Here is a 26,070-nt window from a genome sequence, read left to right as displayed (position 1 = left end):
GGACGTTGCGTGCGTCATAGCGGCAACGCCAGCAGTGTGTCGATGCGCGAGCTGTCGCACACGACGATCCGTTCGCGCAGCTTCAAACCGCCCTCTGCCGCCACGTACACATCGCAGTAACGGCCGGTGGCAAAAAGGCTCGTCGTGCCGTCGCGCATGATGCGAGCCACCATGAACGAGGTTTCGCTGCGCGCTTCCTGCTCGTTCGCGCTTACAACGTAGGGTTGCCCGAGCAGATGCCGATAACTGTGCCGCTCGTAGATGTTGGCGTCGCGCAGCGAAGCAACGCGGTCGATCAGCATGCCGCGGGAGACCGCGTAGATCATGCTGCCCGCGAGGCCGCGTTTGTAGTTGTCGGTGGTGGTGACCCGGTAGACGCAGCTTCCGGTGAAGAAGTCAGGCCATTGCGCGAGATCGCCGTCGTCGATGCAGCGCGCGTATTCGGCCTGCGCGCGGGCAATGAGTTGTTGGATGTCTTGCGCCATTTTTCAATACCCCATTGCGTTGCGGTAGGCCTTCCAGAAGCCGCGAATCGACGCTTCCGTCACGCGACTCTCGCTGCTTTCGGCGCTATCGCCGCCCATTTCGAGCACCGAGCGGCTCTCGCTCGCGCCGTCGATGCCGCGTTGCACGAAACCCCCGACGCATCCGTCTTCCATCGACACGTAGCCTGCCGGCCCCACCAGGTTCGACTGGCGCAGGCGCATTTCGCGCAATTCCGGCGTGTCGTTTTCGAAGCCGAGGTAGGTCCAGTTCAATTCGGTCTGCTGCGTACCGCGCGGCAGAATCTGACGCACCGCGATCGCGTTCTGGATCTGCTGGAGCACAAAACCGGGAAACACCGAAAGAATCTGCAGCGTGACGCCATCGCCGAACTCGTCCGTGCCTGCCAACACCGAGGTGTCCTCGAGGTGATGTTCGCTTTCGGAGCGGATCTTCTGCTCCGAGTAATCGCTGACGGCTTTTGCTTGCGCCGCAGCCTGCGCGGCATGATCAACGGCCGAGTAGCTGACGTGATGGCCGCCGCTGGGGTCGACGATGATGCCCCCGCGCTGCGACAACCGGTTCAGCTGGAACGTCGTGAAAAAAAGATGCAGGATGCTCGCGTGATACGAGTCCTTGACGTTCTCGAAGTAAAGCTTCCAGTTGTTCGGCAGCATCTGCGTGAAACGGCCGAGCACGACCGGCGTGCGGTTTTCGAGCACACGCGCGATGTGCCCGACGATTTCCTCACCGAGATATTCATCGAGCGGCGCAACGTCGTCGGAGAAGCTGCCGAACACGAGGCCGTGCAGCGTCGCGACCCGCAGCTTGCGCAGACCGTGGTCGCCCTCGCAGAAGTCGGGCTTCATGCCGCCCTTGCCGTTGATGCCGTCCTTGAATGCGACACCCAGCAGATCGCCTTGCAGGTTGTATGTCCACGCGTGATAGACGCAGCTGAAATCTTTGGCGTTGCCCTGGTCTTCGAGGCACACCATCGCGCCGCGATGCGCGCACCGGTTCTCGAACGCATAGAGTTCGCCGTCGGTGTCACGCGTCACGACAACAGGCGAATCGCCGACGAAAGTACTGCGGAAGTCACCCGGTTTCACCAACTCCGCCTCGAGACACAGGTAGCTCCAGTTCGGGCCGCGGAAAATCGCGTCCTGCTCGTCGGCGTACACGTCTTCATCCTGGAACAACGTGTAGGGAACGCGCGTGAGGCCTTCGGGCGGCCAAGTGATGCTGGCGCGCCGCGCCGGCTTGATGGGGATGATATTCAAGTTGCTCGCTCCATTTATTGCAAGGGGCCCGTTTAACGGTGCCGGTCTTCGTTGAAGACGGTCTTTGGGGTTCCGGCGAAAGTTGACAGACTCGATTGAATATGTTCGAATAACGTACAATGTTCGATATTTGATTTAATATGACATCCGTCAAAGAACCTGTCAACGGGCAGGAGGGCGACTCGTCGCCTGAAGAAGACATCGGGTCAAGCGGCAAGGTGCGAGCGAAGGAAGGCATGGCGGGCCTCGCCAAGGGGCTGGCAATCATCGAGGCGTTCGGAGCGTCGACCACGCGCATGACCGTCTCGGATGCGGCCCATCTTGCGGACCTGAGCAGGCCGGCGGCGCGCCGATGCCTGCTCACCCTCGTCGATCTCGGCTATCTGGCGCACGACGGTAAATTTTTTACGCCGCTGCCGCGCATGCTGAGGCTGGGCAGTGCATACCTCAGCACGTCGTCGTTGACGCAGATCGCGCAACCGCTACTCGCGAATGCACGCGACGAGTTGCAGGAATCGGTATCGCTGGCGGTCATGGATGAGGGCTATTCGGTCTTCATCGCCCGCGCGGAAGCGGTCAGAATCGTGTCGACGGGGGTGAAGCTCGGCGGAAGGCTGCCGGTGTATTGCTCGGCGACCGGACGTGTTCTGCTGTCCGGTCTGACGGAAGAGGAAATTCACCGGCATCTCGCCTGTGTGCCGATGAAACGGTTGACCGATCGCACGCTCGCGAACAGCCATGCCGTGTTGCAGGCCGTGAAGCGCGTAGCGGAAGACGGCTACGCAATCAGCAACGAGGAACTCGAGATCGGCATGTCGGCAATGGCCGTGCCGGTTAGAAATCGCAGCGGCGGGATTGAGGCCGCAGTCAGCGTAAGCGTGTTTTCTGGACGCGTGAGCGTGGCCACTCTGAAGGAGAAATTTCTGCCCGTGCTAAAGGCGATTGCGGTGCGGTTGCAGCGCGCGCTTTGAACGAAAGATGGGAATCGCTCCGGGAATTCCGGAGGCTTGTCTGTTCGATTCGCGCGACCTACCGCAACCCGTTTAATTGTATTCGGCATGCTGCTTCAGCATCGGCGGGAAGGATGTTGCTGATGGTTGGACCGCCCATCGGTGACCAAACCGATCTATCCGGAGTTGTCGCTTCGACAGACCGCACATTGCACACCACCAGCCGCGCCGATGAATGACCGCTTAGTTGTGCAGGCCGTTGATAGGTTGACTAACGCCTTATTGCAGGTGAACTGGCAATGCGCAACGCGTGGAGATTCACGGCAAGCCCCGGCGCGGCGGACCCGGTGGGCACCACGCGAATCGTGCGGGTTCAAGGCAATCTGCAAACCATCAGCAGTGAGGTCATGCGGGCGTCGGTCCTCGCATCGGATATTCGCCGACCTGGCTGTTCGATGACGAACTGGCCAGTGGCGACGTGCTGCGGATGTTGCCGGACTGGAAAACGATCCCCATCCCGATCCATCTGGTGAGCCCTCTGCTCTGGAGCGCCGGCATTCGGCCAAGGTGAAAGCGTTCGCCGAACACGTCGGAAAGGCGATGGCTCGTAGCTGAGAGGCGGCAGTTCTTCCCCCGGTGCTGTCAATTCACGCGACAACGAACCCCAAAGGACTCAGTCGCTCGGGGTGGCATGAAACGCCGTACGTTTGGCATGCTGCGATGCATCCACGCGCTTGGATATGAGTCGCCCACATCACATACTGACCTGAAGGGAACGCCGCCGGATAGCTATCCATGGTTTAAGAAATATCGTGCAGTGCCAGAAGAGCTTCTGCGTGCGCAACGGCAAAGGTTTTCCGTTAGCTGGCTGACCTTAAATCGCCTTCAACCGAACCGGGTATACGTATGCTTTTCAATCTCCTATTCGAACGCCTCGACCGCTGGCTGCGGAATACCCGCCGGACCCGCTGTGATGAATACCTCGCAGCTTCGAAGGATATTGCCGAGCTTGAGCGTCGGATGAAAGAGTGTGACGGTTAGCTCGGGCCGACGCCGGTCGCGAGCGATTTGCGACAGCGTCGCCGATGCTTCGCTCTATGCCCGTCGCGAGGGCGACTCTTCTGAGGACAATGGGTTGTCCCCGCTCCCAGCCTACCTCTAGTCAAGGTCACTTCATAGCGCGCTCGAGTGGCGAGACGCCGTTGGGCTAAAGATCGGACATCACCTCGCAACGGCCGATGCCGATGTCGATGCCAATGCCAGCTCGACGGTTTCGACAAAGCTCGCCACAATCGACTCCATCGCTGCACCCGGTCCGAGCACTGCAAGAACGCCATTGCGTTTGAGCAAACGTGCGTGCTCCTCCGGAATGATGCCACCAACCACAACTGCTACCATCGGTCGACGGACCCGCAGCGTGCGCACGACCTCGCCAACAAGGTCAAGATGCGCACCCGATAGGGACGAAATGCCGACGACATCGGCCTTCGCTGCGACGGCGTCGTCGACCACCTCTGCGGGCGAGCGGAACAGCGCGCCGAGCGACACGTGGAATCCGGCATCGGCCAACGCCGCCGCGACGGTCTTTGCACCCCGATCGTGGCCGTCCTGCCCCACCTTTGCGATGAGCACCCTGGGCAGGCGTCCGAGGCGCGCGGCAAGAGCACTGACACGATTGCATGCGTCACGCCATGCCGCATCGACCATCCGCGCTTCGCCGTAAATTCCGCTGCTAAAACGACTGGCCATGCTGTAACGCGGCCAGACAGCCTCCAGCGCGCGCGTGCATTCGCCGACTGTCGCGCGCGCGCGGACACACTCGATGGTGAGGGCCAGCAGGTTGCCGGCACCGTCACGCGCACCGTCAGCGAGCGCCGCCAGCGCGCGCGAGACCAGGACATCGTCGCGCTGTGCCTTCAGCTCTGCAAGCTGCCGAACTTGCCTGGCACGAACCCGCCGACCGTCGATCTCGAGACAGTTAGACGGAGTATCCGCATCCGGCGATCGAAACCGGTTCACACCCACGACGACACGCTGCCCTGCATCGATCCGCGCCTGCGTGCGTGTTGCGGCTTCGTGAATGCGTTGCTGTACCCAACCCGAGCGGATCGCTTCGACGACGCCTCCTTGCGTAGCAATTTGCGTCATCAGATCACGCACGCGCCGGGCAATATCGCCGGTAATCGACTCCATCATGTACGAGCCCGCCCACGGGTCGATAACATCGCACAGGCCCATCTCATGCTGCATGATCAACTGCGTGTCCCGCGCGAGCCTCGACGCATCCGCGCCTGGGAGTGCAAGCGCCTCATCGTACGCATTGGTATGCAGCGACTGGGTGCCGCCGAACACGGCGGCCATCGCCTCGATCGTCGTCCGGACGATGTTGTTCTGTGGATGCTGCGCAGTGAGCGACCATCCCGACGTCTGGCAATGCATGCGCAAAGCTTGCGCTCTAGCCTCACGTGCACCCAGTTCGCTCATTATCCCGGCCCAGAGAACCCGAGCGGCGCGAAGTTTGGCGATCTCCACAAAGAATTCGGTGCCAACGCCAAAAAAGAAACTCAGCCGTTCGCCGATGCGCTCGACATTCATGCCACGCTTGACCAGGGCATCGACGTAGGTGCGCGCATTGGACAGCGTAAGCGCGAGTTCGAGTACCGCGTCCGCGCCCGCTTCCTGAAAGTGGTAGCCTGAGACGGACATTGCATTGAAGCGCGGCGCGCGTTCGGCCAGGTACTCGACGACGTCCGCGACGATCCGTAAGGACGGCTCCGGCGCGAATATCCAGGTATTGCGCACCATGTATTCCTTCAGGATGTCATTCTGGATCGTACCCGTAAGGGCCTCCGTGCGCACGCCACTTTCTTGCGCTGCCACGATGAATGCAGCCAGTACGGGTAATACAGCGCCGTTCATCGTCATCGAGACCGACACCCGATCGAGCGGAATCTGTCGAAACAGGCGCTTCATGTCCTCGACGCTGTCAATTGCGACTCCAGCCATGCCGACATCGGCCACCGCGGCAGGATCGTCCGAATCGTAGCCCCGATGCGTCGGCAGATCGAAGGCAACCGATAAACCCTGTGCCCCTTCGGCAAGCGCCGTCCGAAATGCAAGATTCGAATCGGCCGCGTCTGCATAGCCTGCGTATTGACGGATCGTCCACGGCTTTTGCGTATACATCGACGCATGGGGCCCTCGCACGAAGGGCGCCTCACCGGGCCGACTGCCGAGATGCGACACCCCTTCAAGATCGCTCGCCGTATATAGCGCTTTAAGCGGTACCGCACTGGGCGGGTGCCCTACCGTGCCGCGACTTTCATCGGCGAAGCCGCGGTCGCCGGGCATATCGCCCTCGCGGTTCATCGCTGCCTCCAACGCTTGTTTGTTACTACGTCGGCAATCTTCTGCTGATCGCTGCCACGACGAACCTCGCACCAATGGACGAGGCCGCGATCATTCATATGCTCCGCGACCACGCGCAGCCCAAGGGTGTCACCAACATTGATGTTGCCGTAGAAGAACAACTCGCGGCCTGCGATAACGGGTGGCTCGTGGAACCGGTGGCGCTGCCATTCGGCACGGTCAACAAAGGACTGAAAGCTTGCAAAGTAGAGAAAATCCGCGCCGTTAAAATCGTTGTTCGGACATGGCAGAAATTCGATCCAGTCGTTCTCGACACGATCGGCGCTGGTGAAGGGCAAGCGCTCGTCCCACTGGCCGGTGCGAAACTGCTTGCCGCGCCATGCCATGTCCACTGCGTCCACCGGCGGAGTCGGTGTCGGGCCTCCCATTGCCGCGAACGTGGCGCGCGTCACTGAACGGTTGTTGCGCACCTCATGCCGCCGCACGAACGTCGACGACATCGACACGATGGCGCATTCGCCATTGCGCGAAAGCAGGCGGTGCTGGCTAAAGTGGCGAGCCGGACCGGTTCGGCAAAGCCCAGTACCGAGCTGGAAGTCGTCGTTCTCACCGATTGCGTGGAGCGTTGCCCCCGTCAATCTGATTGCGGTGAAGGCCGCGTACGATTTGCTCCCGTCATCATCGACGAAATCCGGTGCGCGCCGGCCGGCATCTCCCGCCAACGCCTCCCAGTGGCGATGTCCGCATTCCTTGATCAGCCAGTTTTCGGACAGCCCTGTATAGGCCAGTTGCGGCATTCCGGCGCGATAGCTCTGTGTCGTTTGCCGCATGCGCGTCAAGCCGCTACAGTCTCGGGAGCGGACGTTCTCTCGCGGAGGCTCGCGAGAATTGCCCTCACCACGTAGTCGGCATCGCGCGCGATCCCCGAGAAACGCCCCGAGCCCCACGTATGCAGCCACGGCAAGCCGATGAAGTAAAGCCCGTCAACCGGCGTGATGCCACGCGTGTGCGCCGGATAAGCGCGACCGTTGAACACCGGGGCATCGATCCAGCTGAAGTCCGGCGTAAAGCCAATGCACCAGATAATCGATGTAATGCCACTGCCTGCGAGTTCAAGCGCCGCACGCTCGTGAGGCGGCTGCCATAAAGGCTCATAGACACCGCCTGGCGGTGCATCGATACCGTTCCTTTCAATGAAGCCATCGATGCTCGCGTTGATGCGGTTATAGGTATCGTCCGCATCGTCGAGATTGGCGGCGAGGTTCGGTGTGAAGTGCAGCCGCCCGTCGCGCAGGTCTTCGAGCCGTCCGTATAACTCCATGCCTTCCGCCGCGAACTTGCGCAGATCGATGTCGCGTCCGCCGTCGCGGCCGGTCACATAGTGATTGGTGTTGTCACGCACCTCTTCACGCAAGGGATGCTTTTCCACCGGCATGTCGTAGTACTTCATGTCGGCCAGCCAGTCCACTACATCGCGCCCGCGGTAAAAGCGCGCACAACGTGGCGCCTCGCCCACGGCGAGTACCACCTTGCGGCCGGCCAGATGCAGGTCCTCGGCAATCTGCGCACCGGACTGCCCCGATCCCACCACCATCACCGCGCCCTCGGGCAGCGCCTGCGGGTTGCGATATTCCGACGACTGCAACTGCAAGATCTGCTCGGGCAGGCGTTCAGCCATGCGCGGCACGATCGGCGTGCGATAACCGCCCGAGGCTACTACGACTTGATCGGCGGTGAAATCGCCCTGGCCCGTCGCTACCGCAAAGGTGCCGTCGTCCAGCCGCTTCACGCGTTTGACCTCCGTGTGCTCGATTACCGGCGCATCGACCATCGCGATGAAGCCGTCGAGATACGCGATGATTTCATCCTTCTTCATAAAGCCATGCGGATCGTCGCCCGGGTACGGATATCCCGGTAACGCGCATTGCCAATTCGGCGTGACGAGGCAGAACGCGTCCCAGCGCTGGTTGCGCCAGGTGTGCGTGAGGGTGTTCTTCTCGACGACGAGGTGGTCGACTCCGGCCTGTTTCAGATAGTAGCTGATCGACAGGCCGGCCTGCCCGCCACCGACGACGAGTACGCTGTAGTGCCTGTTCTCGCGCGTCCCGGCGCTTACGGAGTGCGCTGTGTTCGCCATGATGCATCCTTGCAAGTGAAAAATCGGCTCACCGTCGCGGCGCTGCCGCCCGGCGCACCTGGTTCAACGGTTCATCCTGGATTTAGAGCAATTCGATGACCTTCACGGTCGCGTCGGGTCGATTGCGAAAGCGGTCTGCCTCCTGTTCGATCTGCGCGAGCTGATCCATCGCCGCCGAACAGGCAAAGCCGTACTTTTGCCGCACGCGCTCCGAGGCAATGTTGAGCGCCTCGCGCGAGCGTCTGACAAAATCATCGAGCGGATAAGCATGGCCCGGCGTAAAAAACTCGCTGACCACCTGCGACGGCGAATAACAACTTGCTTCGTCCCCGTCGGGCCATTGAATCCGGAAGTGCATGACAGGCATAGAAATCCTCTTTTGCTGATGGCTTAGTGAATGGCAAGCGGCTGGTGTGCCAGCCACGCGCGATAGGCGTCGACATGACGGCGGGCGCTAGCGTCCCAGCTAAAGCGGGCAAGCAGCGCAGGCACGGCATGAACAAAATCGGTCGCACTATCGCCGTGAATCACGCGCAGCAGCGCTGCGGCAATCGAGCCGGCGTCGGTGGGGGTGGCCCAGAAACAGGTGGCGTCATCGAGGTATTCGGTGAACGGTGCGATCGCCGACGCGACCACCGGCGTGCCGCACGCGAGCGCTTCGAGGACAACCAGGCCGAAGCCCTCGCGCACCGACACCATCGCCAGCACATCCGCGCTCCGGAACAAAGCCGGCATCGCGGGATCTTCGAGCGGCCCCGTGACCACGATGCTTTCGTGCATTCCGATGGACAAACCGTGTTGCGCCGCGCACTGGATAAAACGCTGCGTGTACGCGTCATGGTCGAGAAGACTGGCACCGCCCGCGATGACAAGCTGGGCGAGCGGCAAGGCGCGGCGCACCAAGGCAAACCCATCCAGCAGCGCGAGCGTGTTCTTGCGCGCTTCGACGCCACCCACCGCGAGGATGAGCGGCCCCGCTCCGAGTCCGAGCCGTTGCCTGAGCGCCTCGTCTGCGGATAGCGCCTGTGAGGTGTAACGCGCTGTGTCGACGCCATTGGACACCGTGACCGCAGCGATTCCGTAACGACCTAGCATCTCGCGTGTCCACGTGTCGCTCACACAGAAAACCAGGTCGGCGTCGCGGTACGCGCGTGCTTGCCATGCCGCAAGACGCGGATCGTCGAAGCGATCGAGGTGGTGCACGGTGCGCACGAACCCGCGTATCACACCTTCCTCCTTGAGTTCGGCGAGTGCATTGCCGCTGATGCTGTCCTCGGCGTGCAAGACGTCGAAGGCCGTGGGGCCGTGCGCCCGCACGCTCCTCTTCAATGCGCGGATGCGCGCGTCGACCAGCGCAACGGTGCCTGCCTGCGAGTCCGTGACCGGCGCGTACACGACGCGGCATGGCGGCGTGCGAAATAGCGTCTCGCCGTTCGTAGCCGGTGCAAACACCGTGACGTCATGTCCTTGCGCACTGAGTGCGCTCGCCAGCTCGAGGGTATGCACAACGCCGCCGCGCGGATTGACCGAGTGCGTCAGCAGCGCAATCCGTAATCCGTCCATGCTCATCGCGGCACCTGATCGGCCGGGACGATGAACGACGCGTCGCTGAAGTCCCACAACACTGCCGCATCGTCACCGCGATGGACGACCGCCTGGCGCGTTGCGTCTACCGTGCCAATCTCCGCGCAGGCCAGCGAGCGCGCCTCAAATCGCGCCTGCACACGTTCGACGTAGGCTTCACGCACCGAGAGCAGGTAGCCGAAACTCGGAAACGCGGTGATCCAACGCGCGAGCGGCACGTCAGCCGGCTTCGGGATCGCATCGAGATCGATGCGAGCGCCGACCTGCGAACATTCGAGCAACATCAATGCTGTGCCCAAGGTACCCGCCATGCTGATATCTTTCGCCGCATCACACAGCCCGTTCTCGGCTAACTGCGGCAACAACTCAAGGTCGTCGCGCAGACGCGCCGCCGGCGCTCCGACTGAAGCATTCCAGAACGGATACGGTTCCTCGAAGTGGCCGCGCAGATCGACTGCCATCAGGAGTCGGTCGCCCGGTCTCGCGTTGAAACTCGACAACAGCGCGTTAGCGCGGCCCACGATCGACACGGCCAGTTGGGCCTGATCGCTTCGCGCATTGGTGTGTCCGCCGACAATCGGCACCCCATACGCCAAGGAGGCCGCCACCATTCCCGCGAGCACCTCGTGCGCCGCGTCGATGCCATCGCTCCACAGCGCATCCACGACCGCAAGCGGCCGCCCGCCCATGGCATAGATATCGCTGACGTTGACCATCACGCTGCTGTAGCCGGCGAACCAGGGCATCGCCTGCACGAAGTCGCTGACCATGCCTTCGATGGCGAACAACAGGTAAGCGTCGCCATCCGGCAAGGCTGCGCAATCGTCGCCTACCGCCACTGCCTGGCCGAGATCGCCGGCGCCGCCCGGCAGATGTCGCGCGAGCGACGACACCACGCCGGCGATATCGGTCTTGTGCCGAAAGCCACGGCTTTCGCACAAACCGGTGACCAGATCCGCCAGACTCATGACCCGCTCCGCGATTGCGTGACAAAGCCGCTGCGCGGTGTCGTGCACGGCGGGTAGTGCCGAAGCTGGGCCTGCATCAGATGATGCGGACGGCCGAGCATCCTTTCCTCTGCAAGGACATCCCAACGCAGACGGCGAAACAGCGGCACATTCTGGCTCTGCACATGCGCGAGGAATGTCTGACAGCCGAGCGCATGCGCGCTCGTCACGGCGAGACGGATCAGCGTTGCACCGATCTTGCCGTGACGGCGAAACGCAGCGTGCACGGCGAGCCGCGAACCGAACCAGACGCCAGGCTCTTCCTGATGGATCCGCACCGTGCCGACCACCTGCTCCGGCATCCCGGCAATACAACTCACCGCCACCAGTTGCTGCGCACGCTCGTCGATCTCGTCGCGATCGTCGCCGACGAAGATGCCCTGCTCGATGCAGAACACCGCACGCCGCAGCTTGTAGGCTTCGTCGGCTTCCCACTGCAGCGTGGTCCACTTGATCCGGTATTCGGTCGGCGTGTAAAACGCCGGCGCAACATCCAGGTCGTTCAGTTCACCCGATGCACCCGCAATCGCTTCGCCAAACATGATCAAACCTCGTACGAAGACAGCGACGAGCACGCGCCGCACTTGCCGCAGCCGGCCTTGATGTCCGCTGAGCGCATTTCAGCCGCGGCGAGCATTGAGCCGAGCGGCTGCAGCACCGACTTCATGAACTCCGGCGATGGCGCCGGATGATCTTCAAGCGGCGTGCCGCTGATCGGCACGAATGGCACTACAAACGGATACACGCCGAGGTCGATCAGCTCGCGCGAAATCGCGAGGATCGCTTCGGCGGTGTCGCCGAGTCCCGCGAGGATATAGGTACTCACCTGTCCCCGTCCGAACACGGCGACTGCCGCCTTGAACGCTTCCATATAGCGCGACAGCGGCACGCCCGATTTACCCGGCATGATGCGTTCGCGCAACGACGGGGTTACCACTTCGAGATGCATGCCGAGCGTATCGATGCCGCTCGCCTTCATGCGCGCGAACCATTGATCGTCGTCCGGTGGTTCGCATTGCGCCTGGATCGGCAGATCGACCGCGGCCCTGATCGCGAACGCACTCTCGCAGAGAATCTGGGCGCCACGGTCGCTGGTGGGCGGCGTGCCGGTCGTCAGCACCATATGCTTGACACCGTCCAGCAGCACCGCCGCACGCGCGACTTCTGCGAGTTGCTCCGGTGTCTTGCGCGCAATCGTGCGACCCGCAGCAAGCGATTGACCGATCGCGCAAAACTTGCACGTCTTGCGGCGGCTCTCATAGCGAATGCAGGTTTGCAGCACGGTGGTCGCCAGCACATCGGCGCTGTGCAGCGTTGCGATGTGCGAGTACGGCACGCCGTCGAGCGTCTGCATGGCGTAAAAACGCGGCACCTTTGGAAAGCTGATATTGGCAATCGGAATCGTGCCGCGCAGCAATGCGCTGGTGCCGTTTGCATCGGCAGGCGCGGCGACGAACGGCGAATGCCACGCCGTGTTCGTATGCACCGGCACCATGATGGTCACACCATCCACCGTGACAGCCTTGTGATCGGACGGTCCCGCGCCACCGCGCCGGCTGGCGACGCCGGTACCAGGATCGGCCAGCCGCAGGCCGACCGACTGCAATTCAGTCATCAATTGCCGGCTCGCGGCCGGCAAGGTCTCGCTGGAATTCATCGCGGCATCCCATGGTTGAGTTGAAATCGGTGCTGGACGAGGCGTGCCACGCATTGCCCGGCGACGGCATCGGCGACACTGTCGTAGCCGGCCGCTCGTTGATGGCGAGGCTCAGCAATTCGGGCCGCGCATAGTGGCCGACCGAATCCATCATGCGTTTGCGCTTGGTGATCAGCGCCATGTCGAGATCGGCGATCACCATGCCTTCGCCTTCACGCAGCGGCGCAGCCAGATGCTGCCCCTCGGGTGACACGATTGCCGTATTGCAGCCGCCACGCAGCGCCCTTTGCAGATTCGTATCGCTCGTGACAGATGCAATCTGCGCTTCGGTCAGCCACCCCGTCGCGTTCACGACGAAGCAGCCTGACTCGAGCGCGTGATGACGGATCGTCACTTCGATCTGCTCGGCGAAAATCGGCCCCACCAGCGAGCCCGGAAACTGGCTGCAGTGAATTTCCTCGTGCTGCGTCATCAACGCGTAGCGAGCGAGCGGGTTGTAGTGCTCCCAGCAGGCGAGCGCACCGACGCGCGCCACACCGGTTTGCACGACCTTCAGTCCCGCCGCATCGCCTTGTCCCCAGATCATCCGTTCATGGAACGTCGGCGTGATCTTGCGGCGCTTGAGCAACAGTTGCCCATCCACATCGAAGATCAGCTGCGCGTTATACAAGCTGCCGTGATCGCGCTCGTTCACGCCGAGCACGACGACCATGCGATGCAGGCGGGCACGCTCCGCCACTGCCTGCGTCACGGGGCCGGGCACCACCACCGCTTCTTCGTAAAGCCGCATGTGGTCGGCGCCGGAGGCAACCGGTGGCCGCACGAACGAAAAGTACGGGTAATACGGAACGAAGGTTTCGGGAAACACAATCAGTTGCACGCCTTCGCGCGCCGCCTGGTCGATCGCCTCGCAAACCTTGTTCAGCGTGCCGTCGCTGCGCTCGAAGTCCGGTGAAATCTGGACTGCGGCGGCACGAACGATGCGTTTTTCAGACATGGTGGTAGCCGCCTGTGCTCAGACCGTCCAGGTGTGGATGATCAGCGCGTTGTCCTTGCGATGCAGAAGCTGGATGTCCAGCACATCGAGCGGACTGATCGGACGAATGCCTTCGATTAGCGACGCTTCGCCATGCCCATACAGCGCCTGCAATGCGAAGCGGCACGCATACACCTTGCCGCCCTCTTCCATGAACTTCATCAGTTGCTTGTTGAAGTTCAGATGACCCGGAAACGCTTCGTCGCCGAGCGTTGGGAAACCGCGCTGCAGACCGAGCGTCACACCTGGGCCATAGAGCAGCACCGAGGTTTCGAAACCTTTGCGCTGCAACCGCGTGGCTTGCAGAAGATTGACGAAGCCGATCGAGCCTTCAAACGCCACCGTATGAAACGTAACGAGCGCCTTTTCACCCGGCTCGGCCTTCACGTCCTCGAAGACTTTCTCTTCGTAGTCGACGAGGTAATCGCCCTTCTGATGCAGCGGTTTGTTGACAACTGGCATGGCACTCTCCAATGTGATTTGCCGGAACAGGAAATGAAGCGTCATATCAAGGCGCCGCTTTACGTTTGCGCCGAACCCACTACCGCAACGCCCATGCCAATGACGGCCGCAACCAATGCGATCACTTTCCGATCAAATAGACAATCATTCGCGAGGCGTGCCGAAAAATTTTTTGGCCCGAAGGTTGCATGCAGCGAACTCGACCAATGAAAGCGGCCGGGCAGACGTCGATCGCACCAGCCAGGTGCGATCGTGATGGTGAAAATACGCTGTTCCGGTGCAGCCATTCACCAAGCTCGACCAGTTGCCCGTCCGATCAATCCGATCAGTCAGACCATGCTATGCGATCACTTTCCAGCGCTGATTCGAACATACGTGATGTCTTTACCAATAGCCTTCGATTTCCATGAACACCATGAGCAGCCCGACTCACCACTGGATCAAACGTCTTGCCGAAATCCGCAAACCGGCTTATCTCGCGATCCCGGATCTGATAGAAGAAGACCTCGCGACCGGACGTCTGCGCCCGCGCGACCGACTGCCGGGTCTGCGCGATCTGGCCGACGAACTGGCACTGAACTACACCACCGTGGCGCGCGCCTATGCCGAGGCGAAGAAGCGCGGCCTGCTCGATTCACGTGCCGGCAGCGGCACTTTCGTGCGAGGCCGCACCGCGACGCTGCCGCTAAGCGGTGGCAGCAGCATCGAAATGACCATGAACACGCCCCCCGAGCCCGCCGACTGCGCCGCGCTCCTGCGTGAATCCGCCGCCCGGCTGATGGCGAATAGCGACCCGTACCAACTGTTGCGTTATCAGGATTTCGGCGGCACGCCGGCCGACAAGGCGGCGGGCACGGAGTGGTTAAAGCGCCGCCTCGCTCATTGCTCGCCGGACAACGTCCTGGTTTGTCCCGGCATTCACAGCGCGCTCGTCGCACTCGTCTCGCAGCTGGCACGACCGGGTGCAACAATCTGTCTCGACACGCTCGCCTATCCGGGCATCAAGGCCATCGCAGCGCAACTGGGGGTGCGTTTGCAGGCACTCGTGCGCGATGACGAGGGGCCACTAGCGCATGCGTTCGAAGCACTCTGCAAGACCGACAAGCCGAGCGCGCTCTATTGCAATCCGACGCTACAGAACCCGAGCACACTGACGCTCACACGAAGGCGGCGTGAGGCGCTCGCCGACGTGGCATTGCGCTATAGCGTGCCGATCATCGAGGACGATGCCTATGGGATGTTGCCGCAGCAAGCGCCGGGCACGCTGGCGAGTTTCGCGCCTGAGCTGACTTACTACATAACGGGAATGTCGAAAAATCTGGGTGCCGGGTTGCGCGTCGCGTATCTGCACGCGCCGACTCCGCGCCAGGCGCAGCGCCTGGCAGGCGCACTGCGCGCGACCACCGTGATGGCGAGTCCATTTACGGTGTCGCTCGCCACGCAGTGGGTTGCCGACGGCACGGCGCAAGAGATGCTCAGCGCGATCCGCGGCGAGTCGAAAGCGCGCCAGGCGATTGCCGCTCGCGTTCTCGGTGCGTGGTCCTATGACGCGCATCCAGACGGCTTTCATTTGTGGCTGCCGATTCCCCGCGAAAGCGGCTGGAGTGCTTCCGAACTGGCGCTGCAGTTGCGTAGTCAAGGCATTGCCGCTGTCGCCGCCGCAGCGTTCTCGACTGACGGTAACCCACCCAACGCGTTGCGCGTATGTCTGGGAGGCTCGAAGAATCGGATCGAATGCGAGCGGGCGCTGCGCGTAATCGCCGAAACGCTCGAGCATCCGAATCTTCTTCATTCGCCAGTGATGTGATGTAACCTGGTTGGCAAAACACCGCAATCCAGTCGTCCGCGTCGCCGGGGTTCGAGTCGCCGATCGGTATGCGGTCGGTCTCGTGTTGCCGCCATTCGGCCAGGGCGGCATTTGACGCTTCGTGCGCTGTCGTCCGGCGTGGCGACACCTGCGGTACGGGCGATGGGCATCGAGACGAAGGGGCTCACGCTCGAAACGCCCGCATCCCGGGTGCAACCGGCGGCGGCCGGACTTCGCGTGACCATCGACGCCGTCCGCTAGATTGATGCTTACGCTGCCATTACGTGACGAGCATGGCGAGTCGGGTCAATTGTCGCGCTGCCCGCCTTCGCCGGGCCGTACCCCTTGCTGTCGCTGCGCGTGCGCAACGCGATCGCGCTCCGCTTGCGCGGCGGCCGTCGCGTCGGCCGGGTCATCACGCTGCCGCATCAGCCAGTAGACGCTCCCCAGCGCCACCAGCGCAAACGCAAGCGCCGCGATCTGGGCGGGCGCACTGGCCGGATCGAGAATGATGAATTTGCGGGCGATAGCCAGCAGCGCAACCAGAAGCACCGTTTTGACCTGCACGATGTGATCGCGCCGCGCCATCACGCGCGTAATCGAATGTTTGAATTCCATAGCGATCAGCAGCGTCATGATCATGCCGAAGATGGTCTGATACACCGCGTGATCCAGCGGGTTCAGCGCGTCCGAAACCAGCAATGAAATCACCGCGCGAATCAACTGCCAGAGCGACACGAGGATGATGATGGAAATCACGACGCTCAGCACATGCGCGACAAGCTGCTCGAATCGTTCATAAAAGGTGAGCATGTCCCACTGCCGACGCAACGCGTCGAGATCCTTGCGCAGCCAGCTTTTCTTTGTTTCCATGATTTGGCTCCCGGGCGGCCGTCGCTGGCCGCGAACGCACCGCGCGCGTACATGGATTGCACATGCGCCATGCACAGTTTATTCGACGGTCGCGTGACGCACATGCTACGGTCCTTCGCGTTTGCGCGGGTTCTTTGCGGATAGCTGCCCAAAACAGAACTGACGTATTCAGTAATTGATAACAGAGATCGAACTATTTCGCGCTTCTGATACAAGGTACCTGTCATGTACTCGAAGAGGGACCTGGCTTGAAGCTGCAGGTCCATGCACTGTACCCCGACGAGCGCAATATGGAATACGCCATTTGGGCAGCGCCCATTGGGGATTACGTCACCAACCGCCCCACCCAGGATGGACACCCGCTTCAGATACGATGCGTGCCGACCTGGAGAGGATTGGGCCTTTGCACACCGGCGTCCTTCGGCTTTTTGCACATTTTCCCGAAGAGCAGCTGTGCGGCGCGGCCTCCCTTGATGCAGTCGGCAGAAGCCAGCGATTATCCGAACATCCCCGGATTAGCGACTAGACTTTAAGCATCGTCGGCGCATGCTCAGGCAACAAGCACCCATGCGCCGTTCAGACACGATCCGGACGTGCGACCGAAGGGAGGCAGACCGATGCCGAAGACCGTTCGAACCGCTGAGCAGATTCGCGACGAACTGCAGAACCGCATGACGAAAATCGCCGCTGACGTGCCGGGAGCTTTGCGCGTGCGCATACCGCTACCAGAGCGGCACCCGCCCGACGCATCCGGCCGCAACTGGAACCTGGTGCCGCTCAATGACCTCGGCGCAGATTGCGCACATCATGTCCACAAGGTGATCGAAGACATGCGTACCGAGTTCGTGCTTCCGGATTGACGCCTTGATACGGAACCGGAGCGGCTCATGCAAACGCACGTGTTTGAGCATCGAGGCTACGAGATCGTGGTAGAGCCGGAGCAGAACGCCTACGGCGCGTGGCAGGCGAAAGTGAGTGTGCGCCATGCCGATAGCACCGTGGCCGAATTCCGTCCGGATACGGTTCAGCCGGAATGGCTTGCGCAGGAGGAGGCAGTGCGGGACGGCATCGAATGGGGCATGCGTTTTGTCGATCACAAGCTGGAAGGGTCGCACGACCGGATGTAATGGAACCGTCAGCGGAAAGCGAACAAAACCCGGCAGTTTCGCGAAAGACCCCACCCTTCGATGGTCTTACGGTGCACGAATACGGCCAACCGCCGTATCCCGGCGCGGCCGCCTGCTTGCGAAGCGCGAGAAACGAAAACAGAAAGATCTGAACGTCCTCAAAGGCAAATAGCATATTCATGGTCAGGATCTATGGACGCATGCGCAGCGCAAATGGCTACGCGATACGCGACTTCCTGCATCGCTGCGACATACCGTTCGAATGGATCGAACTGGGCAGCGATAAGGAAGCAAAGGAACTGGCGCACGTGCAACATCTTGCCGATTCGCGTTTGCCGGTCTGCGTCTTCCACGACGGAACGCGGCTCGAATGTCCCACCATCCGGCAAATCACCGAGAAACTCGGCTGGTTTGCGAGTCCATCCCGCGAGGCCTACGATCTGGCGATCTACGGCGCGGGACCAGCGGGATTGAGCGCCGCGGTGTACGGTGCATCGGAGGGGCTGCATACCGTCCTGGTGGAGCGCTGGGCCCTGGGCGGCCAGGCAGGCAGCAGTTCGAAGATCGAGAACTATCTGGGCTTTCCACAGGGCCTGAGCGGCGCGGAACTCGCTGAACGGGCGCGCGACCAGGCCATCAAGTTCGGCGCCGAAATCCTGCTGGCGCGCGCGGGCGTGCACGCGGAGTTTCCGCCGGGCCAGGGCATCGTGTATCTGGAAGACGGCACACGTATCACGGCGCGCACGTCTATCTGTGCGACCGGCGTGGCCTATCGGACGCTAGGCCTGGCAGGTGAAGAGCGCTTTCTCGGCGCGGGCCTTTATTACGGCGCCGGTGCGAGTGAGGCCGCGTTGATCCATGGCGAAGACGTGTATGTGGTCGGTGGCGGCAATTCGGCGGGACAGGCCACCATGCATTTTTCGCAGTCCGCCAACCGCGTCTATATGCTCGTGCGTGACGTATCGCTCAAGAACACGCTGTCCCAATACCTGGTGGATCGCATCACCTCGGCGCCGAACATTGAAGTGCGTACGTGCACCGAAGTTACCGCGCTCGCAGGTAGTGACGTGTTGCAGGAGATCACGCTGACCGATGTGCGCACCGGCCAGCAACGCACGGTAAGGACGAATTGGCTATTCGTCTGCATTGGCGGCGTGCCGCAGACCGAATGGGCGCAGGAGGTTGGCATTGTCCGCGACGAAGGCGGCTATCTCGTGACCGGTCCCGACCTGCAGGAATATCGGGCGAACCTGAAATGGCCACTCGAACGGGCGCCGCTCCATCTGGAGACCTGTGTGCCTGGCGTGTTCGCAGCGGGCGACGTGCGTCACGCGTCGATCAAGCGCGTGGCGTCGGCAGTCGGCGAGGGCGCAATGGCCGTCGCGCTAGTGCATCGCTATCTGAATAGCGCTTGAGCGGAAGCGCAACGTTGATCCGCGCATGTCGCCCGTACCTGTCCGAGGAGTACGATCATGACCCCTGGTTGCACGCACCTGGGCGAGGCCCGCATTCTCCACACGTCCATCGACTATTGCGAGGACTGTGTGAAGCTTGGCCAGCCGTGGGTACATTTGAGGCTCTGTCTTTCGTGCGGACACGTCGGCTGCTGCGATTCGTCGCCCAACCGGCATGCAAGCAAGCATTTTCACGCGACCGGCCATCCGCTGGTGCGCTCAATCGAGCCCGGCGAAACGTGGATCTGGTGCTATCGCGACGAAATCGTCGCAGGTGAACTTGAATCCTGACGGCGACGCCGCCCGAACCTGGCGGGCGGCGTCGCGTTCTTCAGCACGCCAGCGTCACGCATGCGCCGGTGCCTGCTTCGACGCCTCGCTGGGCGCTTCTGTGGGCGGTGCTCCTTTCTGCACACGCACGGAGTGCGTACCCGAGTCATAGGTCATTGTGACCTTGTCGCCGTCGCGCACGTCGCCTCGCAACAGCGCGTCGGCGAGTTGCGACTCCACCTCAAGACGGATCTTGCGTTTGAGCATCCGCGCGCCGAACTCGGGGTCATAGCCGATCTGCGCAAGGTGATCGCGCAAGCCGTCGTCGAACGACAGATCGATGCCTTGGGCCAGCCCCGTACGCCGTACGCGCGCAAGCTGCAGATCGACGATGGTGCGGATCTGCTCCTTGCCGAGCGCACGAAACACGACCACCTCGTCGACGCGATTGAGAAACTCCGGCCTGAAATGATGCCGCAGGATTTCCATCAACCGGTCGCGCAGCTCAGGATAGTCGAGCTGCTTCGAGTCAGCCTTCATGTTGTCCTGGATCAGCTGTGAACCGATGTTGCTGGTCGCGATGATGATCGTGTTGGTGAAATCGACCAGACGTCCCTTGCCGTCGGTGAGCCGCCCTTCGTCGAACAGTTGCAGCAGGAGGTTGTGCACCTCCGAGTGCGCCTTTTCGATTTCGTCGAGCAGCACCACGCAATATGGCCTGCGCCGCACGCGCTCGGTGAGTTGCCCGCCTTCCTCGTAGCCGACATATCCGGGTGGCGCGCCAACCAGCCGTGCCACCGTATGACGTTCGGAATACTCGCTCATGTCGATGCGCACCAGCGCGTTCTCGTCGCCGAATACCGAAGCGGCTAGCGCCTTTGCGAGTTCGGTTTTCCCCACTCCCGTAGGTCCAAGAAAGAGGAAACTCGCCGTCGGCTTGCCGGCCTCCGTCAAACCGGCGCGCGAAAGCCGCACCGCTTTGGCGACCGCGGAGACGGCTTCATCCTGGCCGACCACGCGCTCCTTCAGGCGGTCTTCCAGTCGCAGCAGCTTTTCGCGGTCCTCGGCAGTGAGTTCGGATAACGGTACGCCCGTGAGCGACGAAACGATCTGCGCAATGTCTTCCGCGGTCACTTCCTGCGAGCTGGTGCCGCGCTCCTTCTTCCACGTTTCAGTGGTTTCATGCAGCCGTTTTTGTTCCCCGACGAGCCGTTCTTCCAATTCCTTGGCTTTATCGAATTGCTTTGCAGCGCTGGCTGAGTCCTGTTCCTGCTTGATGCGGCGGATGCTCGCCTCGATATCGTGCAATGGCTGCGGACGCGAATTCGATGAAATGCGCACGCGGGCGGCGGCCTGATCGAGCAGATCGATTGCCTTATCGGGCAAAAAGCGCGCGGCGATGTAGCGGTCGGAGAGCTTTGCCGCCGCAGCGATCGCCCCTTCTGTGATTTTCACCTTGTGATGCGCTTCGAGCCGGTCGCGCAGGCCACGCAGAATCTCGATCGTTTCCTCGACGCTGGGCTCAGCCACCATCACGGGCTGGAAGCGCCGCTCCAATGCCGAGTCCTTTTCAATGTACTTCTGGTATTCGTTCAACGTGGTCGCACCCACGAGGTGCAGCTCACCGCGAGCGAGCGCGGGCTTGAAGACATTGCCGATATCGAGGCCGCCTTCGCCGCCGCCCTGGCCGGCGCCGACAATCGTATGTAGTTCGTCGATAAAGACGACCAGACGGTCCTGATTCTGGACGATCTCATCCAGCACCTGCTTGACGCGTTCCTCAAACTCGCCACGATACTTCGCGCCTGCCACGACGCTATTGATATTCAGTTCGACCACGCGCTTGCCGCGCAGCACTTCCGGCACCTGGTCCTGAGCAATGCGTTGCGCGAGGCCTTCGACGATTGCGGTCTTGCCCACACCGGGTTCGCCGATCAGCACCGGATTGTTCTTGCGCCGCCGCGCGAGCACTTCAATGGTGGTTTCGATTTCCTTGTCACGGCCGATCACCGGATCGAGCTTGCCTTGACGCGCAAGCGCGCTGAGATCGCGCGCGTACTTGTCGAGCGTGGGCGTGGTGGAGCGGTCTTCCATCTTGCCGTCTTCGGCACCCTTGCCGACCACCTTGACTGCTTTTTGCCGCAGCGATTGCGGCGACAGCCCGAGCTTGCGCAGCAATTCACCTGCAAAGCCGTCTTCCTCCTCGACGAGCCCAATCAGAATGTGTTCTGGTCCGACATAGCTGTGACCCAGTTCCAGCGACGACTTCAACGCATTTTCCAGCGCACTTTTGGCGCGTGGCGACACGCCGATCTGCTCGTTGTCGCTCGGCTCCTTGCGGGTGCCGCGCGGCGCGGTCTGGTCGATCGTCTTCTTGATCTCTTCGGGATCAAGCTTGAATTCGCGCAGGATTTCCTGCACCACGTTGTTATCGGCGAGCGCCAGCAACAGGTGTTCCGTATCGACTTCGTTCTTGCCATATTCCACCGCAGCTTGCGCCGCGGCTTGCAGGCGGTCCAGACCGCTCTGGCTCAGGTACGTCTGCAGGTCCACCGCTTCACGCGCCCGGCGATGCCGACGTGTCCGGCCGCCTGGCTGTGCGCCCGCTGAATCGCCCATTTGCCCGCTGCCGGCGCCGGTACCCTGCTCCGCGCCGCCCGATTGCCCAGGCGAGCGTCCGATGCGTGACCGGCTACCGCGGCCGCTTTCCATCTGGGGCCACATGTCGTCGAACAGACTGTCGAACAGTCCACCGTGAAAAAGGGACTCGAGCGGCGACAGGCGGCGCTGATTGCGCGCCATGAATTCCATGTAGTGCTCATCGCACAGCATCAGCTGACGGCGTTGGCCGTTTTCGGTGATCGTGATCTGCGAGGTTGCGGGCTTTCCACAAACACTGCACTCGGCCATGATGATCTCCTTTTCGTCCGCGAGGGCATCGCTTCCCGGGCGGGTAATGGGTGGGTGGAAATATCTGTTCCGCTGCTTATTCCGATGTCGCCTTGTTTGCGCGCTGGGCTCGCGCTGCACTCGAAACGAGGCAATCCAGTGGACGGCACGTCGATCGATCCGTTGTTCCCGTGACACCCAGTTCCTCTAACCGTGCGCAGGAACGCATCGGCATGCTCGCTCGCTGCCTCTTCGGGTTCTTCGCCGCTGCCGGGCAGCGCGTCTTCGGCCTTGAGCGTTTGGTCCGGTTGCCAGAATCCGAAAATCTGCTGTGCGCCTCGCCGACCCCGTCTGGGATCCCGACCAGCGTAGCGCGTGCGGCGCACCCTCTTCAATGGATATGCCGGGATGCCCGCGAAGGCGATGAAATCCGCCACGTGTTCGGCTTCTTCCCCGGCGGTTCGCGTGGCAGTGGACAGTACCAGTCGCAGCTTTGCGCGATAAGCGTCGCCGCTGCACGGAGTGTCCCTTTCGACAACCGCCCGCAAATTGACCAGTTCCGTCGAAGACGGGTGCAGATGCCGCTTCGGATGGTGCGCGGCCCGTTCACCAATCTGCTGCTCGATGCTTGCGTGGACCGAATCATCGAGACTTTGGAAGCTGACGAGTTGTTTCACGATAGGCCTTACCGTGGAGTACGGACGATGCTATTTGATCTCGATGCGCCGCTTCGCTGCCGGTTCTCCGGCCGCTTTGGGCACGCGCAGCGTCAGCATGCCGTTTTCAAATCTGGCCTCTGCCCGATCGAGATCGATGCCCGCGGGCAGCGGGACCGCGCGCTGAAAGTGTCCAAACGACCGCTCGACCCGATAGCATCCCTGTTCTTCGCTGGTCGATTCGAAGCGCTTGTCGCCGCTGACGATCAGCATGTCTTCAATCACTTCGAGTTCGACGTCGTCGCGGGTCATGCCCGGCAATTCAACGACAATACGCAGTGCGTCGCCTTCGTCGGTGACGTCGATCCGCGGTTGAAACTCGCTCGCGCTGAAGTCGCCGAACCAGCTCCCGAGCGGTCCACGCCCGCCGAACGGATCGCGGATCAATTCGGCGAACAGATGAATCGGATCAGGCAGCGGCCAGCCGGCAGGCGCGAGTACCGGCGCAGCAGCCGCTGCCGTCGGTGCCCCGTTACCCGTTTGCGTGCCGCCCGTCTGTTGCCCATTTTGCCGGGCGCTCTCCTGATTGATGCGCGGCGCACCGGTCTCGCCCGATGCGCTTTTTTGCGCGGGGTGCGAGCGTAAAAACCGGAACGGATTCCATTTGTCGAGATCCAGAAGCATGTGATTCTCCTTACGTGAGGTAGACCAGTGCCAGACCTGACGCTGGACCACCGGAGACGACGGGCAGTCCATTCGCCCTCTGCATGCGAGGGGCGCGGCCGGCGCGGCATCGCCCGCGATAGCGGAACCAGTCCGGTGCGGGGGTGGCCGCGGGCATGATCTTCTGACCCGCGAGTGCCCCCGAACGGTGCGTTTACGGATGCAATGGCGCGTGCGGCTCGCCGGTCAGGCCGTCACGGTGCCAGGCGCGCGCAGTGATGCCGAGTACGAACAGCAGCGCGCCCGTGAACAACGCATACACGCCGATCAGCCAGACGAGCGCTAGTGCGCCGGCGCCCGGAAAGAGCAGCACGAAAATGCCAAAAAGCACGGACAGCACTCCGGTTAGCAGCAGCATCCACGCATTGCGCAGGCGCCTGTGCAGCCGCGTTGCTGCGATCAGATCGAATACGCCGGTGAGAATCGCGTTTGCGCCGATGACGGCGACCAGTACGAGCGTGGTAATGCCCGGCACTATCGCGGCTATCACACCGGCGCCGATGCTGCAGATACCGAACAGCAAAGGCACCCACCAGCCGCCGTGCGTCGCGCGGTAGCGGATGGCCGCGACAATCGCGACAATGCCGCCGGCGATTGCATAGGCGCTAAAGAGGCTGATAAGCAGTAGCAGAGTGAGACCGGGCCAGAATAGCGCCAGAATACCGAACAGCAGCGCTAACGTGCCACGCAGAATGAGCATCCACCAAGCGCGTCCAAGCAGTTCATCCATATGGGACTCCAAGCTGTACCGTCAGGTGATGAACTTCAGTCTAGGCTCCGCGCATCTGCGATTCTTTCGCGTTTCTGCCATGCGTTTCGCGATTCTGCGTTCGTTCAGGACGCGTGCTCAATGGCATCCCGATGCACGAAAATAACCTGATCCATCACCGCTTTTTTGTAGCGGCTCGCCGTGAGGCGTTCTAACATGAACTTACGCCGCGCACGGTCCGGCATTAGCGTGATCATTGCTGGCACGGTGTCGCACCCTCAACATCGTAACGAAGCGAATCTCATGAAAACGAATCTGCTTGTATGGCTGCTCGCGTCGTCGCTCGGACTCCCTCTGGACGCTCACGCCCAGGTGGCCGGCACGCAGCCGCTTGGTGTCACCGTGGAAGAGTCGGCCGCGATCGTCGCAGGCTGGAGCGTGAGAAAGTCGGTCATGGACAAGCCGGTCTTCAACGAAAAGGGTGAGCGTGTCGGCGTCATTCATGACATTATCGTGGCACCCGACCGGTCGGTATCGTTTGCAATCGTCGCCGCAAATCAGTTTCTGGGGGTGTCGCATCACGATGTAGCCATTCCGATCGAGCAGCTCGATTTCGTCAATGGCAAACTGGTGCTCGCCGGTGCGACGAAAGATGCGATCAAGGCGCTGCCCGAGTTTCAATACGCAAAGGTACGCGCGACACCTAAACCGAGGTCCGACTACAGCGAGCATCACTGACATATGTCTCGCACCCATCCCAATCGATGCATTTGACGCGCGGCACATTCGATCCATGGGCAGTGCGTCAATCAGCGCGCCTGTGCGTGACTATTCGTCGTGCCGCATGATCGCCGCCTGCTCTTCAGAGGACTTTCCTAACCAGCGCCGGTGCAAACCACGCTCAATGCTGCTGCCCACCGAGAGCAGCAGCAGGAGCAGGGCGGTGGCAATGCCCGCAATCTGCCATGCGCCGATGCCGCACACAATGCCGAGCGCGGCCCTGACCCAGATCGAAGCCGCCGTCGTCAAGCCGCTGATCCTGCCGGTAGCGCGGTCTTGCAGGATCACACCGGCGCCGAGAAAGCCGATGCCCGTAATGACGCCCTGGATCGCACGGCCGGCGTCGCTGCCGTCGGTGAAACCGTGTAGTTCGAAGGACAGGCCAGCCATCGTGACGAGACAGGAGCCGAGCGCAACGAGGCCTAGCGTCTTGACGCCGGTTGGCTTGCCATGCAGGTTTCGATCGAGCCCGACGATACAACCCACCAGCACTGCCGCGACCATGCGCAAGATCGCCTCAAGCAATTGCACGTGTGAAATCATCGGCACCCCCGCTAAGGTTTCCTGGTAACGTCGCGCTCGGCGAGCACCTGGCTGCTCGCTACAGTCTAGCGTCGAGAGTAGCGAGCTGCTTGAGCGTCAAACGCCGCTCAGGAGACCCGTTAGCCTGTAAACCGCGGTTATCCTCTTGCGACCGCAGCAATCGGTCGCCGTTGCAGTGGCGCAGATGCGGTGCTGCGCGCACACATATATGCAGCAACTCGCGCCAGCGCTCGAGCTTCGGGAACTGCTCCGCGAAGCGTGCGACGTTCATACC

At 61.8% G+C, this 26,070-nt stretch carries 29 protein-coding genes; 9 read left to right on the top strand and 20 right to left on the bottom strand.

From position 1 onward, the window contains the following. Nucleotides 1-14: 14 nt before the first annotated feature. A complete protein-coding gene (locus PQR02_RS08695) occupies nucleotides 15-485 on the bottom strand; it encodes an aromatic-ring-hydroxylating dioxygenase subunit beta (RefSeq protein WP_408228383.1) in 471 nt (156 codons plus the stop codon). Between the two features lie 3 nt (nucleotides 486-488). Next, complete coding sequence (locus PQR02_RS08690) at nucleotides 489-1,763, bottom strand: aromatic ring-hydroxylating dioxygenase subunit alpha (protein ID WP_408228380.1); 1,275 nt, start codon at nucleotides 1,761-1,763, stop codon at nucleotides 489-491. Nucleotides 1,764-1,903: 140 nt separating this feature from the next. On the opposite strand from PQR02_RS08690, the gene PQR02_RS08685 reads away from it, so the two are divergent. Both PQR02_RS08685 and PQR02_RS08680 read left to right on the top strand, forming a co-directional pair. Continuing rightward, nucleotides 1,904-2,734 (top strand): IclR family transcriptional regulator domain-containing protein, encoded by an 831-nt coding sequence (locus tag PQR02_RS08685; protein ID WP_408228377.1) that lies wholly within the window; start codon nucleotides 1,904-1,906, stop codon nucleotides 2,732-2,734. An 885-nt stretch (nucleotides 2,735-3,619) separates the two neighbouring features. Next, nucleotides 3,620-3,754 carry a DUF3563 family protein gene (locus PQR02_RS08680; RefSeq protein ID WP_408228374.1) on the top strand — a complete coding sequence of 45 codons (135 nt, stop codon included), beginning with the start codon at nucleotides 3,620-3,622 and terminating at the stop codon, nucleotides 3,752-3,754. Between the two features lie 180 nt (nucleotides 3,755-3,934). Here PQR02_RS08680 and scpA read toward each other — a convergent pair whose 3' ends face one another. From scpA to PQR02_RS08625, 11 genes are all read right to left on the bottom strand, one after another. Further along, nucleotides 3,935-6,082 carry a methylmalonyl-CoA mutase gene (scpA, locus tag PQR02_RS08675; protein WP_408228371.1) on the bottom strand — a complete coding sequence of 716 codons (2,148 nt, stop codon included), beginning with the start codon at nucleotides 6,080-6,082 and terminating at the stop codon, nucleotides 3,935-3,937. Then, the gene (locus PQR02_RS08670) at nucleotides 6,079-6,879 is read right to left on the bottom strand and encodes a Pnap_2097 family protein (protein ID WP_408228368.1); all 801 of its coding nucleotides are present in this window, start codon (nucleotides 6,877-6,879) and stop codon (nucleotides 6,079-6,081) included. The genes scpA and PQR02_RS08670 overlap by 4 nt, the downstream gene beginning before the upstream one ends. Nucleotides 6,880-6,917: 38 nt before the next feature. Continuing rightward, a complete protein-coding gene (locus PQR02_RS08665; RefSeq protein WP_408228365.1) occupies nucleotides 6,918-8,219 on the bottom strand; it encodes an MSMEG_0569 family flavin-dependent oxidoreductase in 1,302 nt (433 codons plus the stop codon). A gap of 82 nt (nucleotides 8,220-8,301) precedes the next feature. Continuing rightward, nucleotides 8,302-8,586 carry an MSMEG_0570 family nitrogen starvation response protein gene (locus PQR02_RS08660; RefSeq protein WP_408228362.1) on the bottom strand — a complete coding sequence of 95 codons (285 nt, stop codon included), beginning with the start codon at nucleotides 8,584-8,586 and terminating at the stop codon, nucleotides 8,302-8,304. A gap of 23 nt (nucleotides 8,587-8,609) precedes the next feature. After that, nucleotides 8,610-9,788, bottom strand: a complete 1,179-nt coding sequence (locus PQR02_RS08655) for an MSMEG_0565 family glycosyltransferase (protein WP_408228359.1) — start codon at nucleotides 9,786-9,788, stop codon at nucleotides 8,610-8,612. Further along, nucleotides 9,785-10,771 carry a sll0787 family AIR synthase-like protein gene (locus PQR02_RS08650; protein ID WP_408228356.1) on the bottom strand — a complete coding sequence of 329 codons (987 nt, stop codon included), beginning with the start codon at nucleotides 10,769-10,771 and terminating at the stop codon, nucleotides 9,785-9,787. Before PQR02_RS08650 ends, PQR02_RS08655 begins: the two co-directional genes overlap by 4 nt. After that, nucleotides 10,768-11,352: an MSMEG_0567/Sll0786 family nitrogen starvation N-acetyltransferase gene (locus PQR02_RS08645; RefSeq protein WP_408228353.1), complete on the bottom strand. Its 585-nt coding sequence runs from the start codon at nucleotides 11,350-11,352 to the stop codon at nucleotides 10,768-10,770. The genes PQR02_RS08650 and PQR02_RS08645 overlap by 4 nt, the downstream gene beginning before the upstream one ends. A 2-nt stretch (nucleotides 11,353-11,354) precedes the next feature. Next, nucleotides 11,355-12,425, bottom strand: a complete 1,071-nt coding sequence (locus PQR02_RS08640) for an MSMEG_0568 family radical SAM protein (protein ID WP_408228419.1) — start codon at nucleotides 12,423-12,425, stop codon at nucleotides 11,355-11,357. Continuing rightward, complete coding sequence (locus PQR02_RS08635) at nucleotides 12,418-13,464, bottom strand: Nit6803 family nitrilase (protein ID WP_408228350.1); 1,047 nt, start codon at nucleotides 13,462-13,464, stop codon at nucleotides 12,418-12,420. Before PQR02_RS08635 ends, PQR02_RS08640 begins: the two co-directional genes overlap by 8 nt. Nucleotides 13,465-13,482: 18 nt before the next feature. After that, a complete protein-coding gene (locus PQR02_RS08630) occupies nucleotides 13,483-13,965 on the bottom strand; it encodes an MSMEG_0572/Sll0783 family nitrogen starvation response protein (RefSeq protein WP_028194136.1) in 483 nt (160 codons plus the stop codon). 59 nt (nucleotides 13,966-14,024) lie between these two features. Continuing rightward, nucleotides 14,025-14,252 carry a hypothetical protein gene (locus tag PQR02_RS08625; protein WP_408228347.1) on the bottom strand — a complete coding sequence of 76 codons (228 nt, stop codon included), beginning with the start codon at nucleotides 14,250-14,252 and terminating at the stop codon, nucleotides 14,025-14,027. A 128-nt stretch (nucleotides 14,253-14,380) separates the two neighbouring features. On the opposite strand from PQR02_RS08625, the gene PQR02_RS08620 reads away from it, so the two are divergent. Both PQR02_RS08620 and PQR02_RS08615 read left to right on the top strand, forming a co-directional pair. Next, on the top strand, nucleotides 14,381-15,772 hold the full coding sequence (locus PQR02_RS08620) for an aminotransferase-like domain-containing protein (protein WP_408228344.1): 1,392 nt from the start codon (nucleotides 14,381-14,383) through the stop codon (nucleotides 15,770-15,772). Between the two features lie 111 nt (nucleotides 15,773-15,883). Then, nucleotides 15,884-16,033 carry a hypothetical protein gene (locus tag PQR02_RS08615; RefSeq protein ID WP_408228341.1) on the top strand — a complete coding sequence of 50 codons (150 nt, stop codon included), beginning with the start codon at nucleotides 15,884-15,886 and terminating at the stop codon, nucleotides 16,031-16,033. 45 nt (nucleotides 16,034-16,078) lie between these two features. Here PQR02_RS08615 and PQR02_RS08610 read toward each other — a convergent pair whose 3' ends face one another. Further along, nucleotides 16,079-16,645, bottom strand: a complete 567-nt coding sequence (locus tag PQR02_RS08610) for a phosphate-starvation-inducible PsiE family protein (RefSeq protein WP_408228338.1) — start codon at nucleotides 16,643-16,645, stop codon at nucleotides 16,079-16,081. Between the two features lie 617 nt (nucleotides 16,646-17,262). Here PQR02_RS08610 and PQR02_RS08605 point away from each other — a divergent pair. The 4 genes from PQR02_RS08605 (at nucleotide 17,263) to PQR02_RS08590 (ending at nucleotide 19,517) form a co-directional block, all read left to right on the top strand. After that, on the top strand, nucleotides 17,263-17,505 hold the full coding sequence (locus PQR02_RS08605; protein ID WP_408228335.1) for a hypothetical protein: 243 nt from the start codon (nucleotides 17,263-17,265) through the stop codon (nucleotides 17,503-17,505). A 27-nt stretch (nucleotides 17,506-17,532) separates the two neighbouring features. Then, the gene (locus PQR02_RS08600; protein WP_408228332.1) at nucleotides 17,533-17,772 is read left to right on the top strand and encodes a DUF6566 family protein; all 240 of its coding nucleotides are present in this window, start codon (nucleotides 17,533-17,535) and stop codon (nucleotides 17,770-17,772) included. A gap of 200 nt (nucleotides 17,773-17,972) precedes the next feature. Beyond that, nucleotides 17,973-19,187 carry an NAD(P)/FAD-dependent oxidoreductase gene (locus tag PQR02_RS08595; RefSeq protein WP_408228329.1) on the top strand — a complete coding sequence of 405 codons (1,215 nt, stop codon included), beginning with the start codon at nucleotides 17,973-17,975 and terminating at the stop codon, nucleotides 19,185-19,187. Between the two features lie 57 nt (nucleotides 19,188-19,244). Beyond that, nucleotides 19,245-19,517: a UBP-type zinc finger domain-containing protein gene (locus PQR02_RS08590; protein WP_408228326.1), complete on the top strand. Its 273-nt coding sequence runs from the start codon at nucleotides 19,245-19,247 to the stop codon at nucleotides 19,515-19,517. Nucleotides 19,518-19,571: 54 nt separating this feature from the next. Here the strand turns inward: PQR02_RS08590 and PQR02_RS08585 are convergent, their stop codons facing one another. From PQR02_RS08585 to PQR02_RS08565, 5 genes are all read right to left on the bottom strand, one after another. Beyond that, nucleotides 19,572-22,406: an ATP-dependent Clp protease ATP-binding subunit gene (locus PQR02_RS08585; protein ID WP_408228323.1), complete on the bottom strand. Its 2,835-nt coding sequence runs from the start codon at nucleotides 22,404-22,406 to the stop codon at nucleotides 19,572-19,574. Next, nucleotides 22,328-23,062 (bottom strand): hypothetical protein, encoded by a 735-nt coding sequence (locus PQR02_RS08580; protein ID WP_408228320.1) that lies wholly within the window; start codon nucleotides 23,060-23,062, stop codon nucleotides 22,328-22,330. The genes PQR02_RS08585 and PQR02_RS08580 overlap by 79 nt, the downstream gene beginning before the upstream one ends. 30 nt (nucleotides 23,063-23,092) lie before the next feature. Then, complete coding sequence (locus PQR02_RS08575; RefSeq protein ID WP_408228317.1) at nucleotides 23,093-23,725, bottom strand: Hsp20/alpha crystallin family protein; 633 nt, start codon at nucleotides 23,723-23,725, stop codon at nucleotides 23,093-23,095. A gap of 193 nt (nucleotides 23,726-23,918) precedes the next feature. Then, on the bottom strand, nucleotides 23,919-24,494 hold the full coding sequence (locus PQR02_RS08570; protein ID WP_408228314.1) for an HdeD family acid-resistance protein: 576 nt from the start codon (nucleotides 24,492-24,494) through the stop codon (nucleotides 23,919-23,921). Between the two features lie 104 nt (nucleotides 24,495-24,598). Beyond that, nucleotides 24,599-24,730: a hypothetical protein gene (locus PQR02_RS08565; protein ID WP_408228311.1), complete on the bottom strand. Its 132-nt coding sequence runs from the start codon at nucleotides 24,728-24,730 to the stop codon at nucleotides 24,599-24,601. A 46-nt stretch (nucleotides 24,731-24,776) separates the two neighbouring features. On the opposite strand from PQR02_RS08565, the gene PQR02_RS08560 reads away from it, so the two are divergent. Further along, nucleotides 24,777-25,211 carry a PRC-barrel domain-containing protein gene (locus tag PQR02_RS08560; protein ID WP_408228308.1) on the top strand — a complete coding sequence of 145 codons (435 nt, stop codon included), beginning with the start codon at nucleotides 24,777-24,779 and terminating at the stop codon, nucleotides 25,209-25,211. 90 nt (nucleotides 25,212-25,301) lie between these two features. Here PQR02_RS08560 and PQR02_RS08555 read toward each other — a convergent pair whose 3' ends face one another. Next, nucleotides 25,302-25,796 (bottom strand): MgtC/SapB family protein, encoded by a 495-nt coding sequence (locus tag PQR02_RS08555; protein WP_408228305.1) that lies wholly within the window; start codon nucleotides 25,794-25,796, stop codon nucleotides 25,302-25,304. Between the last annotated feature and the right edge of the window lie 274 nt (nucleotides 25,797-26,070).

The sequence above is a fragment of the Paraburkholderia sediminicola genome (assembly GCF_046026895.1).
GTDB classification, from domain to species: domain Bacteria; phylum Pseudomonadota; class Gammaproteobacteria; order Burkholderiales; family Burkholderiaceae; genus Paraburkholderia; species Paraburkholderia sediminicola_C.
The sequence above is the reverse complement of the archived record's forward strand: the minus strand, read 5'-3'. Positions and strand labels throughout refer to the sequence as shown.